Source organism: Runella sp. R0.1_18, assembly GCF_057652155.1.
Map to the genome: position 1 here is coordinate 507,420 of NZ_JBYFCK010000001.1, position 15,066 is coordinate 522,485.

Sequence of the window (15,066 nt, forward strand, 5' to 3'; positions counted from 1 at the left end):
CATAAACTCACAAAATGGCAACGATTAAATCTTTGTTTCTCATGCTATTATCGCTTTTATCGGGCATTTTTGCCAACAAAAAAGAAATCCAGACCAACAGTGCTAACGTTAAACCTACTTCTTCGGTGTACGATTACAAAATGAAGGCCCTCATGGGCAAAGAAGAAATCTCTTTGAGCAAGTACAAAGGCAAAAAAATTGTCCTTCTTAACGTAGCTTCCGCCTGTGGTTATACTCCGCAGTATGCCGACTGGCAAAAATTCCATGAGCAATACGGCGACAAGGTGGTTGTGTTGGGTTTCCCTGCCAACAACTTTGGTTCGCAAGAATCAGGCAGCAACGACGAAATCGCTACTTTTTGTAAGAAAAATTACGGCGTTACTTTCCAAATGTTCTCTAAAATTGACGTGGTGGGTGAAAACCAACACCCTCTTTACAAGTGGTTGTCCAACAAGTCACTCAATGGCTGGAACGACAAAGCTCCTACGTGGAATTTCTGTAAATATGTAGTGGATGAAAATGGAAAATTGACGCATTTCTTTGCCTCAAAAATTAAACCAACTGACGAAGAATTCAAAAAAGCAGTAGGCATCTAATAAGAATGTCGAAGAACGAATAAACGAATTACGCGTTTTTCTTTTACAACGGTTGAGTGCAACTTACTTTAGGTAGTTGCGCTCAACCGTTTTTTGTTAACGAGGTTTTGAGAAACCTCGGCGTGGGTTACTCCTAACCCACATCACTGATATGAATAATCCATGCGCCGATATGAATGTTATAATATACTTTTTACATCAAAAATAAAGTCAATTTAACTTTAAAAAAGCGTTATTTTATAAATATATCTTAAAAGAGGGCGATATTAAAACAATTTTTCAAATTTTGTTTCTTTATAACTCCACCGTATCGACGATTCGATTTCTTTAACAATGCAACACTTTCTTTCTGTACACGACGCAACCAACATTGACGCCCTTGTAAGTGAGGGGCTTCAACTTAAAAAATCACCTTTTGCCCACAAACACCTCGGCGAAAACAAGACCATTGGTTTACTGTTTTTTAACCAAAGTCTTCGCACCCGTCTGAGTACGCAACGCGCTGCTCAAAACCTTGGCATGAACACCATGGTGATGACCGTAGGACAAGATAGCTGGGGCTTGGAATTGGAAGAAGGCGTGATCATGGACGGAGGAAATGCCGAACACGTGAAAGAAGCTGCGGCCGTGATGGGCAAATATTGCGACATTTTGGCCGTTCGGGCATTTGCAGGGCTGCAAGACCGCGAGAAAGATTATGCAGAGTTGGTCATGAATCAGTTCAAAAAATACGCAGGAGTTCCTATTGTCAACCTTGAATCAGCGACGCGCCACCCGCTACAATCTTTGGCTGATTGCATTACCATAGAAGAATACAAAACCACCGCACGCCCCAAAGTGGTGCTCACGTGGGCACCTCACTTCAAAGCACTTCCGCAAGCAGTAGCCAACTCGTTTTGCGAATGGATGACCCGCCGCGACGTGGAGTTTGTAGTCACTCATCCCGAAGGTTACGAACTAAATCCTGACTACTTAAACAACGCCAAGGTTATCTACAACCAAGACGAAGCATTTGAAGGTGCTGATTTTATTTATGCCAAAAACTGGTCGTCGTACGAGCAATACGGCAGAGTATTGACCAAAGACCCTTCTTGGATGATTACGCAACAGAAAATGGACTTAACCAACAACGGTAAGTTTATGCACTGCTTGCCTGTTCGTCGCAACGTCAAAGTAACCGACGAAGTAATCGACGGCCCGCAGTCGATCGTAGTGGAGCAAGCAGGAAACCGCCTTTGGTCAGCGCAAGCGGTGTTGAAGCAGATTTTAGAAACGCTGTAGCGTTAGCTATCAATAAATTACAACAAAAGCCTTTTGGTGAAATAGATTCATCAGAAGGCTTTTTTCATTACACTTAAAAAATTTCCAAGATTTTTTCCATCTGAGTGTAACCTTTGCCCCCTCCCATAGTAATCTCTTCATGAAAACCCAAGCAGCCCATGACCGACGAACAGGCTATGTACGCGGTGAGTCAAGGAGATTTGGACAAAGCGGCTATTTTGTACGAACGTTACAAAAAATCGCTCCTTAACTTCTTCCTCTACCGCCAAAACGACCGCGAAAACGCCCGTGATCTTACCCAACAGGTATTTTTACGGATGCTACGCTATCGGCATACCTATCGTGAAGGAGCATCGTTCAGAACTTGGATTTTGGAAATTGCGCGCAATGTTTTTTTTGATTACCTCAAAAAAAATCCAACCCATACAGACCTAAATGAAATTGCAGACATCGGCGATAGCTACGACGAAACCGAAGAACAACATCAGTTTTTGCACCGTGCACTGGCCCAATTGCCTGACCAATACCGCGAAGTGCTGTTGCTGAGTCGGTTCCAAAACATGAGTTATGAGGAAATCGGCCAAAGTCTGGGGTTATCAGTGCCAAACGTAAAAGTGCGGGTCTTCCGAGCCATGCAAAAGCTCCGAGACCTATACATGAATGTCAGTAACCAGTAAAAAACGCTGGATTTGAGAATCCAGCGCCACAAGTGACTCAGGATTCTCAAATCCTGAGAAGGGGTTTCTCAAAACCCCGAAAAACAACAAAAAAATTGTAAATAAAAACGCCAAACTGGGGCATCCAGCAGTACGATATGCTAAACGAACAAATCATAACCGACTATTTGCTAGGTCTTTTACCAGAAGCCGAGCGGGTTGTGTTTGAACAACGCTTGGCCGTTGACCCGCTTTTACGAAAAGAAGTAGAAGAGCTGCAAGCAGTTTGGCAAGCACTGCAACGCACCGAAGCCGATACTGATAAAGGCATGGACGATGCGTTTTACAAAGCCCTGCAAGGGGAAAAAATGCTCGAACGTACGGTTATTGCCTTTAAACCCACTCCGTGGAAAAATTATCTACGGTACGCGGCAGTGGTCGCAGGGCTGGGACTTACTTTTTGGGTAGGTCGTCAAACCGCCCCCGTCGAAATTCAGTACCGCACTGTGGCCGTACAAACGCCGTCGGAGGTTCCACAAAAGACAAAAACAGAACCCCAAACTTCTACCGAGCTTCCGATGGAGTTGGCCAACGTTTCAAAGTCATCTAATCCAAATATGATGCAAGAAATTGCGTCGCTTCGGAAAGAAATGAAAATGACGCAGGAGCTGGTTATCTTGGGATTGTTGAAAGACCATTCGGCCTCTGAGCGCCTCAAAGGCATCAACTATGCCGCCGCCCTCAACGACCCCAAACCCGCCGTTATTCAAGCACTTATCAACACCTTGCGCGACGACGAAAGTCTGAACGTTCGCCTCTCGACCATCGAAACGTTGGAACGGTTTAAACCTACCGACGAGGTCAAAAAAGTACTGGTTAGCCAGCTTACCCAAACCAGTGAGCCTACCGAACAAACAACCTTAATCGAAACCTTAGTGCGCATGAGGGTTCGTGAAAGTTTGCCTGTCTTCGATAAATTACAAAAAGACACCAACGTGGATGAATCGGTAAGGGCACTCGCCAAAAGCAGTATAAATGAGCTTACCATGCTAACTGAGTAAGCTGACAATTAACCTATTATCAACATTTTATTTCAACCTTTTATGTTTAATCCCATGAAAACAGCCTCTTTTTTCATAGCCCTTTTTGTCGTTGCAACCACCGTAGTAGCGCAAGACGCCAAAGTATTCAAGACCAAATTTAGCGGCGCAGGCAAAAGCCTCGTCATGAACATCGACGCCAAGCAACTCGATATGGAAGGCTACAACGGCGACGAAGTCATCATCGAAGCCAAAGATGTCCCCTCAGTACCCAAAGACGCCGAAGGACTCCGCCCTTTGTCGGCCACGGGCGTTGACAATACCAACATCGGACTATCGGTCAATGCCAACGGCAATACCCTAACCATCACCACCGTGATGAAAGGCAAAACAATGTACAAAATTCGGGTTCCAAAAGAATTGGGCATTACGGTCAAAAAACGCCATTCGTGCTCTTGCAACGAGGATGGTATGAGTATATCGGGTATGGAAGGCCCACTCGAAATCAATACCAACTACGAAGCCATTAAGCTGATTGACGTATCAGGACCTATTGTGGCCAATTCGCAACAGGGAAAAATCAAGGTAATTTTTAACGATAAAATGCCCGATAAGCCTTCGTCGATTGTTACGTATGGCAACGATGTGGACGTAACCGTTCCTGATAAAGCCAAAGTTTTGTTCAGTATTTCATCGGCCAATGGTAACATGTTTACTGACCTTGATTTGAAATCTTACAGCACTACTGAGAAAACAGAAGGTTCTGTAAACGAAAGACGCGCCGTGGAAGACGTGATTGCCCAACGAGATGCTGACCGTACCGTGACTGTAAACGGATATTCATCTTCTTCGGGCTGGGGGCAGTCTAGGACTTTTACTGGCTCAGCGGCGAGTGCCTCAGCCCCAAGTAGCGTCTATGTATGGGACGGCAAAGAATGGAATGCTAATAATATCCTCTCGACCAATGGCTTATCCTATGCGTGGCTTGACTCCGACAAGTCGTTTCCCAAATACGTATTAAACGAACCACAAACCAAAATCATGCTTCGTACTACGCAGGGCAATGTCTATTTGAGAAAGAAAAAATAGCACACACTTCTGAGGCTGGTCAAAAAGGCCAGCCTCAATGCTAAAACAGCCATCCCACCTTGTTAACATAATACCATCAAACCGCGTGAAGCATTTAGTCATCTTCGTATTTCTGGCCGTTTCTTTGAACGTAGTTGCTCAAACGGAATCCTTACTCGGCAAAAAATCACCCGACCTTACTTTTGGTACTATCGTCAATTTTGAGAAAACTAAGGCTACCCTCAACGACTTCAATGGCAAAGTTATCATCCTTGATTTTTGGGCAACTTGGTGCGGGCCTTGCATTCAATCTTTTCCAGAATTAGAAAAACTTCAAGCCAAATTCCGCAATGACCTTCAGGTGATTACCATTACCGATGACCCCGAAGCACGAATAAAGCGTTTTTTAGAAAAGCGCAAAACAACCCTTCCCGTTGTTATTGATGAAAAAAGAGAACTGGCGCAACATTTCCCGCATCGCACCATTCCCCATACAGTAATCATTGATAAGTCGGGGACTGTACGAGCCATCACTACCTCCTCCGAAGTGTCAGAAGAGCTGATTAAAAACATTCTTGCAGGCAACGCAGTAAGTGTAAAGGAGAAAAAAGATGTCATTGATTTTGATCCTTCTTTGCCCCTTTCTGGCAATGGCGACTTTACGTATCAGCTCACCATGACGCCTTTCAAAGAAGGTTTTCCCTCTTTCTCGAATTCACTCGGGGGAAGTCCCTATGAAGGCCGACGAATTGTAGCGGTCAACGTTTCGGCCAAAACATTGTTTGAAATCGCGCACCAGTTTCCGCCAGGCATCCGAACGGCGCTGGAAGTAGCTGACCCTTCAAAGTTTTCGTGGGACAATAAGCAAAACATTGTCTGCTTTGATTTGATCGTACCCGAAAAGCTCGGCGACAAGCGGTTTGAGATAATGAAGCAACAGTTGGAAATCTATTTTGGGTACCAAGCGTCTATTGAGCAAAGGGTGCGTCCTGTTAAAGTTCTTCAAAGAATCAAAAACACTGACGTCAAACTCACCGAATCGAAAGCGGCAACCCAGCCCTCTTCAAGTTACAGTGGAAAAGGATTGTCCATGCGGGCTTCGGGCATTTCCACCCTCGCCGATTTTTTGGAAAGCCAGATTAATAAACCCGTCATCGACGAAACAGGTTTGGGAAGCTTGTACGACTTGGACATTCCTTGGTACAACGAAAACCCCAAACAGATTCATGAAGAATTGAAGAAAATTGGTCTTCAAATTGTTGAGACCGAAAGAAAAATTCAAGTGCTTGTTATCAAAGACAAATAACCCCCACTAACAACAATGGACTGGCAAAAAACCAGTCCATTGTTTATAAATCGACGGTTTTCAATGTCGTAGGAAGTCCTTCATTAGCAATATTATGGTACATCTTGGTAAGTGCATGTTGAATTCTTGGCACTTGTGGAAGTATATCGTCGTATCTATTTGATAATAAATTTAGCTGGAGAATAAAAAGGGGTAGCGCGTAGGTATTTTGCTGGTATCGAATGCTTTTATCATTCGTCACAAGTACTTGAAAACCCTTTTCTAACATTAGTTTCAGCAGCTCTCCATTCTTTTTTCCTAGCCAATTTTGATCACGAATAGTAGTCACTACAAATAGTTCTGATTCAAAACGGTATTTTAATTTAGTTGGCAAATTTTCGTCAAGCAGCACTCGCAAAGGAAGAACTATCATGGGAGGTAAAATTACGTTTTGCAAAATCTAAAACTGCCTGTATTTGCTCTTCAGAGATATAATCAAAGTCAGACAAAAAAGCATGGTACGAATCTCCGTTGTTCAAATAATCAAATAAGTTTTTAACAGGAACCCGAGTGCCTCTAAAAACGGGTGTCCCCCCCAAAATTTCAGGGTCTGACACAATAGCTTCTTCCAGAGTCATGGTAATGTACGTTGTTCTATTAACTCAAAAATACATTTTTTACGCTATAAAATAAAATCTTTCTTCCCGCCTGTTTTGGCAATAAGGCGGGTTTCTTTGATGACAATATGCTGGCTCATGGCTTTGCACATGTCGTAAATAGTCAACGCAGCTACGCTTGCTCCAGTCAACGCTTCCATCTCAATGCCCGTTTTTCCCGTCACGCTGGCGGTGCATTCAATCACGACCTCGCGGGCTTCGTTGACCTTGATTTCTACTTGACAATTTTCGAGGCCCAAAGGATGACAAAGCGGGATTAATTCACCCGTTTTTTTGGCCGCCATCACGCCTGCAATAATCGCCGTCTGGAAAACAGGGCCCTTTTTGGTATTAATTTCGTCATTTTGGAGCAAATCCATCATTTCGTCCCCCAATACCACAATACTTCTTGCTTTGGCTACGCGCTTGGTCACCGCTTTTTCCGACACATCGACCATACTGGGATTTCCGTCGGCGTTCAAATGAGTAAGAGACATTCCCTTTGTGTTTTTATATGCAAAATAAAGGGGTTTATGCTTCTTTTTACCACATAGCACCGATAGTTTTTAACACATAGATTACATTCGTTTGGGAGCCTATGCTATCTACTGTGAAAACTTCTATGTTCACTATGTGGTTATCTCAAAACTAGAGAACCCTACCTATTTCCTAATTTTTATCATTGTATTGTCACCGCCCATTGACTACCATTGTACCTTTGTGATAGGTCTTTGAACGAAGAACGATTGAATGCTATGTATGAACCAATAAAGAGCTTGTTGTGGGAAATTTTAACGACCCACCTTACTTCGGCCGAATCAGAATGGCTCGAACAGCAGGGCGTAGCTCACCCGCTTGAGTTGATGACCGCTTTTGTGGCTGCACCACGAGTTTTGTCCAAACGTTTCGTCCAGCCTAGTCCCGAACAAGCCGCCGAGCTTGACAACCTAATTGAAGGCTTTTCAGTGGACGGTTGGAGTTTTGTACGACTTAGCCGCGTCTGGTTGTTGAGTTGTTTGGATGCTTCCAACAAAGAAGAATACTGCCGACACATTGAGACGCTGTTTGACACCGCCGAAATGAATGAGTTGGTGGCGTTGTATTCGGCATTGCCGCTGTTGGCCTATCCCGAACAGTGGCTTTTCCGCGCTACCGACGCCGTTCGTTCCAACATGGGCGTGGTCTATGAAGCCATTGCGCTGCGCAATCCGTACCCGTATCACCATTTTTCTGAATTGGCGTGGAATCAGTTGGTTTTGAAGGGAATTTTCAACGATAAACCCCTTCACCTCATTTACGGGCTTGAAGAGCGAAGCAATGAAAAACTCGTCCTCACGCTTTCCGATTTTGCCCACGAGCGCTGGGCGGCAGGCCGATGGGTAGCGCCTCAAGTGTGGCGTTTGACCACGCGCTTTTTGAATGATACCTTACTCGACGACATGAAACACTTGTTTGAGTCAAGTTCAGAATACGACCAACAAGCGGCTGCTTTGGCTTGCTATCATTCCAACTATGAACCCGCTTTGCAATTATTAGCGAGTTATCCACATTTAGAAAAAGTTGTCAACACCCACCACATTACGTGGACAAATCTTGAATTTTCTGACCTTAATACCTATGTGTCTAAACCATAAAGAATTTGAACAAAATCCTTCTCACTTCGAAGAATCCGAGGAGGTAGTTGCCCAAACCGATTTGAGCTGGGAGTCGCACCGTTCCCTTATTGAAGGAATGCGTTTTTTTGACCCCCACATCCACATGGTGTCTCGAACCACCGACGATTATGAAGCCATGCGCGACGCGGGTATTGTTGCCCTTATTGAGCCTGCCTTTTGGGTGGGTCAACCCCGAACAGGGCTTTCAACGTTCAAAGATTACTTTAGTAGCCTTGTGGGTTGGGAGCGTTTTCGTTCGTCTCAGTTTGGGATAAAACATTACTGTACGATTGGGCTCAACTCCCGCGAAGCCAACAACGAGCCGCTTGCCGAGCAAGTGATGGAAATCTTACCTTTGTACCTGTACAAAGAAGGGGTAGTAGGCGTGGGAGAAATTGGGTTTGACGACCAAACCGCTGCCGAAGAAAAATACTACCGTTTACAGTTGGAGTTGGCAAAAAAAGCCAAACTTCCCGTCCAAATTCACACTCCGCACCGCGATAAAAAACGCGGAACCGAGCGCAGCATGGCCATCGCATTGGAGCATGGCATCGACCCCTCGTGGGTGATTGTGGACCACAACAACGAAGAAACCGTCAAAAGTGTGCTCGACCAAGGCTTTTGGGCGGCATTTACGATTTACCCTTTCACCAAAATGAGCAACGAGCGCATGGTGAAAATCGTGGAACAGTACGGTCCCGAACGCATCATGGTCAACTCGGCGGCAGACTGGGGGATTTCGGACCCATTGGCGATTCCGAAAACCGCCGTTTTGATGAAGCTAAACGGTATTTCTGACGAAGCCATTCGGTTAGTTACATACCAAAACGCCATCGACGCTTTTGCCAAAAGTGGCCAAATCGACGTCAGTGATTTTGAAAATGGCCTGACCATCGACCAAAGTCAAAAATTTAATGGCAATACCATTTTGCGCGGCGGCCAAGAACCTGGCGCAAAAAAAACAAATACGCTTTTAATCAAGTAAGCACAGAAAACTTTCCAAGTTTGAATACGTAGAAAATCAAACTTGGAAAGCCGAATTAAGAGACCTTCTAAGTTTTGAAAACTTGGAAGGTCTGTCTTTCTCATTTTGAAATAGCCCTAACGTGAGTAAACTCAAACCCTATTTTCAACTCGCTCGTCCTGCCAACATTGTAACAGCAATCGCCGATATTTTGGCAGGGATGACCATTGTCCAGTTCGTTTTTGAACCTGCTCCCAACGGTGCCTACTGGCTCATTCCTGCCACGATAGGCTTGTACGGAGGCGGGGTAGTCATGAATGACGTCTTTGACGCCAAACTCGACGCCATCGAACGGCCAGAACGCCCCATCCCTAGCGGAAAAGTATCAGTGCAAGCCGCTGCCATTTTGGGGGTTAGTTTACTCCTTTTAGGCGTGTTGGCAGCTGCACAGTTTAGCATTTTAAGCGCCGAAATTGCCTTTACAGTAGCCATTTTGGCCGTTATTTACGACCGTTTTGCCAAACATAGCGCTTTTTGGGGTCCGCTCACCATGGGGATTTGTCGCGGGGGAAATCTGCTGCTCGGTATGAGTGCCATCGAAAACTCTTTGTGGGAATGGGGCTGGGTGGCGTTGGTACCTATTGCTTACATTGGCGCTATTACACTTATCAGTCAAGACGAAGTTCACGGGGGGAAACGGCGGTCGTTGTACATCGCTGCATCGTTATACACCACCGTCCATGCAGTGCAATTTCTAGTAGCACTTCAACAAGGAAATGCCCCATTGGCATTCCTTCTCATTGCCCTTCATGCGTGGTTGGTAGGGCGTCCGTTGTGGACGGCCCTACAAAATCCTATTGGCCCCAACATTGGCAAGGCGGTAAAATCTGGCGTTTTATCGCTTATTGTGATGGATGCGTCTTGGTGCGTAGCTTTTGGGAACTGGCCAGTAGCGCTTGGTGTTCTATTGCTGCTCCCATTATCCATACTATTGGCCCGTGTTTTTGCGGTGACTTAGCGAGTTTTTACACTTATGCAAACCTTACAACAAACTTTTCAGGTTCCATATACCTATTCCATTTTTTTCACCAAACGACTATTCGACGTTGCTAACGATACGTTGCGCTCGTTTTTTGGTTCGTTTGGCCAAGCAGGCTTTCAACGTAAAGTATTGATAGCCATTGATGAAGGTTTTTTAGCCCATCATCCACAACTTCAACAAGAGATTAACCATTATTTTTCATCCCTTGAAGACCTTGTGAAGCTTGTACCTCAGCTGCTCGTTTTACCAGGTGGAGAAGCGGCGAAAAACGACCCCACCTTGTTCGACGAACTCGTAGAAGCCATTGATAATTACGGCATTGACCGTCATTCTTTTGTCATCGGCATTGGCGGGGGAGCTATTCTTGACTTGGTAGGTTATGCGGCTGCCGTATCGCATCGAGGCGTCAAACATATTCGCATTCCGACGACGGTATTGTCCCAAAACGATTCGGGTGTAGGAGTAAAAAATGGCATCAACTACCGTGGAAAGAAAAATTTTTTGGGGACGTTTGCGCCGCCCGTGGCAGTATTTAACGACTCAACGTTTCTTCAAACCCTCGACAACCGCGATTGGCGTGGGGGAATTGCCGAGGCCATTAAAGTAGCGCTTATCAAAGACCAAGCTTTTTTTGAGTGGATTGAAGCCAATGCAGAAGCCCTTGCCCAACGCAATGAAGAGGTGATGGCTTACTTGATTCATCGTTGCGCCGAAATGCACGTTGAACACATCCGCAGCGGCGACCCCTTTGAATTTGGCTCGTCTCGGCCGTTGGATTTTGGTCACTGGGCAGCTCATAAACTAGAATATCTCACTGATTTTCAAGTACGCCACGGCGAAGCAGTCGCCATTGGCATTGCCCTCGACTGCGTGTATTCGGTCAAAGTAGGGAAGCTCACTGATACCGAATTGCAGCGTATTCTAACGGTTATCCAAAAATTAGGGTTTGACCTTTATCACCCCAAACTCGCCGAAAACGATAAAATCAACCTTCGCAACGGCCTCCAAGAATTTAGAGAACACTTGGGCGGTCGCCTGACTATTATGCTCCTCGACCGCATCGGAAGGGGCGTGGAAGTCCACGAAATGGACGCCGACCTCATTGCCGAATCCGTAGATTATTTGGAAGGAAATTATGCAAATATGGAAGTAGGCTAACTTCATGGCTTACATTTTTTAATGCCTAAAAGCCTCGACTCTTCGGGTATTTTTTAGGCATTAATGCCTCTTTAGTAGTGGTAATAAATTTTATTCCAATGAAAACTCCCTACGGACACCTCACTTATTGTAGCAATATTCACCCTGGCGAACGATGGGAGAATCATTTTCAAACCTTGCAAGACAACCTTCCTTATATCAAATCAAAACTCTCGCCCAACGAGCCTTTTGCCTTAGGGCTTCGGCTCGCCAATGATGCGTCTATCGAGTTGGCTGAGCCCGAAAAGCTGGCAGAGTTTAAGGCATGGTTGACGGCCAACGGTATCTACGTTTTTACCATGAACGGTTTCCCCTACGGAGGTTTTCATGCCACGCGCGTTAAAGACGACGTTCATACACCCGACTGGACCACCGACGACCGCACGGCTTATACGAAGCGTTTGTTTGGGATTTTGGCTCAGTTGCTCCCCGAAGGAATGGAAGGCGGGGTTTCTACCTCTCCCCTTTCGTACCGCTATTGGTGGGAAACGGAAGAAGATAAACAACAAGCCATCAAAACGGCCACCGAAAATATTTTACAGGTGGTCGAAACGCTGATGGAATTACGGCAATCGACAGGCAAACTGATGCACCTTGATATTGAGCCTGAGCCCGACGGTATCTTGGAAAATGGGCAGGAATTTATCGAGTGGTACAGTGAGTATTTTTTGCCAAAAGGAACTGCTTTTTTGGTCGAAAAATATGGTCTTACGCCCGAAACTGCCCAAGAAACCTTGCTGACACACGTCCAACTTTGTTACGATGTCTGTCACTTTGCGGTCAGTTATGAAGAGCCACAAGTCATTGTTGACCAGCTCAAAGAACTGGGAATCCGAGTTGGTAAAATACAAATCAGTTCGGCCGTAAAAATGACATTGAACGACCAACGCGCCGAAAAATTAGAGGCGATTCGAAACTTCGACGAGCCCGTGTATTTACACCAAGTAGTAGCCAAAACCGAAGATGGTACGTTCCAGAAATTCCCTGATTTGGCCGAAGCTCTCCAAGCCGACACAAGTACCCACAACGAATGGCGGATTCATTTTCACGTACCGCTGTTTATTGATTCGTACGGCTTGCTCGACTCAACACAAACTGAAATCGTCAAAACGCTCGCGGTGCACAGAGCCACCCCGTTCACTCAACACCTCGAAGTCGAAACTTATACGTGGGGCGTGTTGCCTACAGATATGCAAAAACCCATTGGCGAGTCTATTGTCCGCGAAATGCAATGGGTGAATGAACAACTAGTTTGAAATGTCGAGGGTAGAGTGCAGAATGTCGAATGAAGGTACTAAATTCGACATTCTGCATCGCACAGGCGACCCTGTCTGCATTCGACACTCTTTTTCAAAACAATGAACAAAACCGTTGTCATAGATATTGTTGGCTTAAGTGCCAATCTCATCGGAGAACATACTCCTTTTTTGAGCGAGTACGTTAAATCCCGCCACATCACGCCCATTAAACCCGTACTGCCTGCCGTAACCACTACTTCGCAGAGTTGTTATGTCACTGGTAAATGGCCGTCGGAACACGGGATTGTGGCCAATGGCTGGTACGACCGCGATGACGCCGAAATGAAATTTTGGAAACAATCCAATAAACTCGTGAAGGCCGATAAAATTTGGGATGCCGCCAAACGCCAAGACCCGTCGTTTACGTGTTCCAAGATGTTTTGGTGGTACAATATGTACTCCACCGCCGATTTTTCGGTCACACCTCGCCCCCAATACCACGCCGACGGAGTAAAAGCCCCCGATTGTTACGCTTATCCTGCGTCGTTGCGCGATGAACTTCAACAAGATTTGGGGCAATTTCCACTCTTTAACTTTTGGGGGCCTAATGCCAATATCAAATCGACGAAGTGGATTGCGGATGCTTCCGTATGGGTTGACCGTAAAAATGACCCTACGCTGACGCTCATTTATTTACCACATTTGGACTATTGTTTACAAAAATTTGGCCCTGATTTCTCTAAAATCAGCAAAGAATTAAACGAAATCGACCAAGTGGTAGCCGATTTAGTAAAATACTACGAATCCAAAAACACCCGCATTATTTTACTTTCCGAATACGGCATCAACCCCGTTCACCGTCCTGTTCACATCAATCGTATTTTGCGGGAAGAAGGGTTGATTTCGGTACGTACGGAGCGTTGGTATGAGCTACTCGACGCGGGTGCTTCTAAAGCTTTTGCCGCTGCCGACCACCAAATTGCCCACATTTATATCAATGACCCCGCCGTAAAAGCGCAGGTAAAAAAGCGCCTCGAACAAACCGAAGGTATCGAACTTGTACTGGACGAAGAAGGTAAAAAAGCGCACCACATCGACCATGAGCGGGCAGGCGATTTGGTCGCGGTAGCCAAGCCCGACAGCTGGTTTACGTACTACTATTGGTTCGACGACGCCAAAGCACCCGATTACGCGCATTTGGTGGACATTCACCGAAAACCAGGCTACGACCCCGTCGAGATGTTTATGGATCCCAAAAATCCGTTTATCAAACTCAGAGCGGGGTATAAATTAGCGCGTAAGTTGCTCGGTTTCCGTTATTTAATGGACGTTATTCCGCTGGATGCTACGCTCATTAAAGGTTCTCACGGAGGCATCAGCGCGCCCCGCGAATTTTATCCCATTTGCATTACGGACACTCCCCTCACCCAAGCCGAACTCCAAGCTACTGATGTCTATGACGTGATTTGGGGGCATTTGTTTGAGAAAGAGTAAGTTGGGTTTTTATCCGAGAAAAATGGGCTATCATTTCTTTTTTCTCGGATAAAAAATCTCATTGGGAAAACTAGCCTGAACAGGTATCATGTAAACAGTCAGCGTCCATTTTCCGTTATTATTCCCCCTAAAAACTCGACCAATTTTAGCGTGATGGTATCCCAAACTTATGATTGTTACTGCCTTTAGTTTTTCAGCCAAGCTGATTTTTGCCATTCCCAACGAATCCGTAACATACCTTCCCTTAGCCTCTCCCGCTTTATGTTTGTTTAACCAAATAAACGCACTCGGTATTGGCCTATTATCCTGAGCATCTTTTACATACACGACAAGACTATCCTTTTCCGTTGGCGTAAACCTTGCCTCATACCCTCTTTCTCCAAAGTGTTTTTCTTGGGCATTTGCGCTACTGCACAAAAAGCAAAAAAGAGGAAGGAAGAGGCGTTTTTTCATTGGTTAGTTCCTCGCCGTAGGATGGTCTTTGTACGGTAATTGATACATCTCCTCAAATAAATACACCCTCCATTTCCAAAAAAAAATGGGGTTTTTGTGAAATGTCCTGTAGAGAATAGTATCGTTTGGGTGCGTTTTTTTATAGTCTTCAAATGACATTTTTATGTCTTTATACTTAAATCCACCAGATAAAGAGTGTTTAAAGCCACTGTTGCCACTCACAAATTTATACCTCCTCGCATCTCCCATAAACGTGTCTGTATAAGTAAGCATCCCCATGATCCAGCTACCGATACCAGTATTGCAAAGGCCAATAAACACCACTAAAATAGCGAACACAAAAAACTTCTTTTTCATTATTATTCAGGAAATTACGCCCTTTCAAGGTTAGATAAATAGTAAAAACGCTTTATCTCTGTAATCATAACTTTAGACTCACAT

17 protein-coding genes are annotated in these 15,066 nt (G+C 45.1%); 12 read left to right on the plus strand and 5 right to left on the minus strand.

Features of this window, described 5'->3' with window-relative positions; all coding sequences use genetic code 11:
* The first annotated feature begins 14 nt into the window (after positions 1-14).
* The 6 genes from AC23P2_RS02195 to AC23P2_RS02220 all read left to right on the plus strand — a co-directional run bounded on the left by AC23P2_RS02195 (position 15) and on the right by AC23P2_RS02220 (position 5,947).
* Entirely contained in the window at positions 15-596 is a 582-nt protein-coding gene (locus AC23P2_RS02195; protein ID WP_487771672.1) for a glutathione peroxidase, read from the plus strand.
* 333 nt (positions 597-929) lie between these two features.
* A complete protein-coding gene (locus tag AC23P2_RS02200; protein ID WP_487771673.1) occupies positions 930-1,877 on the plus strand; it encodes an N-acetylornithine carbamoyltransferase in 948 nt (315 codons plus the stop codon).
* A 158-nt stretch (positions 1,878-2,035) separates the two neighbouring features.
* Positions 2,036-2,554: an RNA polymerase sigma factor gene (locus AC23P2_RS02205; RefSeq protein ID WP_028523966.1), complete on the plus strand. Its 519-nt coding sequence runs from the start codon at positions 2,036-2,038 to the stop codon at positions 2,552-2,554.
* A 137-nt stretch (positions 2,555-2,691) separates the two neighbouring features.
* On the plus strand, positions 2,692-3,594 hold the full coding sequence (locus AC23P2_RS02210; RefSeq protein WP_487771674.1) for a hypothetical protein: 903 nt from the start codon (positions 2,692-2,694) through the stop codon (positions 3,592-3,594).
* A 54-nt stretch (positions 3,595-3,648) separates the two neighbouring features.
* Positions 3,649-4,662: a hypothetical protein gene (locus AC23P2_RS02215; protein ID WP_487771675.1), complete on the plus strand. Its 1,014-nt coding sequence runs from the start codon at positions 3,649-3,651 to the stop codon at positions 4,660-4,662.
* Between the two features lie 85 nt (positions 4,663-4,747).
* The gene (locus tag AC23P2_RS02220; RefSeq protein ID WP_487771676.1) at positions 4,748-5,947 is read left to right on the plus strand and encodes a redoxin domain-containing protein; all 1,200 of its coding nucleotides are present in this window, start codon (positions 4,748-4,750) and stop codon (positions 5,945-5,947) included.
* Between the two features lie 43 nt (positions 5,948-5,990).
* On the opposite strand, the gene AC23P2_RS02225 is transcribed toward AC23P2_RS02220, so the two are convergent.
* Genes AC23P2_RS02225 through moaC form a run of 3 tightly spaced genes read right to left on the minus strand, consistent with a single transcriptional unit; the run spans position 5,991 to position 7,079 of the window.
* Positions 5,991-6,359 (minus strand): DUF5615 family PIN-like protein, encoded by a 369-nt coding sequence (locus tag AC23P2_RS02225; protein WP_487771677.1) that lies wholly within the window; start codon positions 6,357-6,359, stop codon positions 5,991-5,993.
* Positions 6,328-6,564, minus strand: a complete 237-nt coding sequence (locus AC23P2_RS02230) for a DUF433 domain-containing protein (RefSeq protein ID WP_487771678.1) — start codon at positions 6,562-6,564, stop codon at positions 6,328-6,330. The genes AC23P2_RS02225 and AC23P2_RS02230 overlap by 32 nt, the downstream gene beginning before the upstream one ends.
* 44 nt (positions 6,565-6,608) lie before the next feature.
* Positions 6,609-7,079: a cyclic pyranopterin monophosphate synthase MoaC gene (gene moaC, locus AC23P2_RS02235; RefSeq protein WP_487771679.1), complete on the minus strand. Its 471-nt coding sequence runs from the start codon at positions 7,077-7,079 to the stop codon at positions 6,609-6,611.
* 258 nt (positions 7,080-7,337) lie between these two features.
* Between moaC and AC23P2_RS02240 the strand changes: the two genes are divergently transcribed.
* The 6 genes from AC23P2_RS02240 to AC23P2_RS02265 all read left to right on the plus strand — a co-directional run bounded on the left by AC23P2_RS02240 (position 7,338) and on the right by AC23P2_RS02265 (position 14,172).
* Positions 7,338-8,216, plus strand: a complete 879-nt coding sequence (locus tag AC23P2_RS02240; protein WP_487771680.1) for an EboA domain-containing protein — start codon at positions 7,338-7,340, stop codon at positions 8,214-8,216.
* Positions 8,200-9,222, plus strand: coding sequence for a TatD family hydrolase (locus tag AC23P2_RS02245; protein ID WP_487771681.1), 1,023 nt, complete (start codon positions 8,200-8,202; stop codon positions 9,220-9,222). Before AC23P2_RS02240 ends, AC23P2_RS02245 begins: the two co-directional genes overlap by 17 nt.
* A 121-nt stretch (positions 9,223-9,343) precedes the next feature.
* Positions 9,344-10,219, plus strand: coding sequence for a UbiA-like protein EboC (gene eboC / locus AC23P2_RS02250; protein ID WP_487771682.1), 876 nt, complete (start codon positions 9,344-9,346; stop codon positions 10,217-10,219).
* A 15-nt stretch (positions 10,220-10,234) separates the two neighbouring features.
* The gene (locus AC23P2_RS02255) at positions 10,235-11,401 is read left to right on the plus strand and encodes a 3-dehydroquinate synthase (RefSeq protein WP_487771683.1); all 1,167 of its coding nucleotides are present in this window, start codon (positions 10,235-10,237) and stop codon (positions 11,399-11,401) included.
* A gap of 98 nt (positions 11,402-11,499) precedes the next feature.
* The gene (gene eboE, locus AC23P2_RS02260; protein WP_487771684.1) at positions 11,500-12,696 is read left to right on the plus strand and encodes a metabolite traffic protein EboE; all 1,197 of its coding nucleotides are present in this window, start codon (positions 11,500-11,502) and stop codon (positions 12,694-12,696) included.
* A 102-nt stretch (positions 12,697-12,798) separates the two neighbouring features.
* On the plus strand, positions 12,799-14,172 hold the full coding sequence (locus tag AC23P2_RS02265; RefSeq protein WP_487771685.1) for an alkaline phosphatase family protein: 1,374 nt from the start codon (positions 12,799-12,801) through the stop codon (positions 14,170-14,172).
* A 30-nt stretch (positions 14,173-14,202) separates the two neighbouring features.
* Here AC23P2_RS02265 and AC23P2_RS02270 read toward each other — a convergent pair whose 3' ends face one another.
* Together AC23P2_RS02270 and AC23P2_RS02275 are read right to left on the minus strand one after the other, a co-directional pair.
* The gene (locus tag AC23P2_RS02270) at positions 14,203-14,625 is read right to left on the minus strand and encodes a hypothetical protein (protein WP_487771686.1); all 423 of its coding nucleotides are present in this window, start codon (positions 14,623-14,625) and stop codon (positions 14,203-14,205) included.
* Between the two features lie 3 nt (positions 14,626-14,628).
* Complete coding sequence (locus AC23P2_RS02275; RefSeq protein WP_487771687.1) at positions 14,629-14,982, minus strand: hypothetical protein; 354 nt, start codon at positions 14,980-14,982, stop codon at positions 14,629-14,631.
* Positions 14,983-15,066 lie beyond the last annotated feature (84 nt).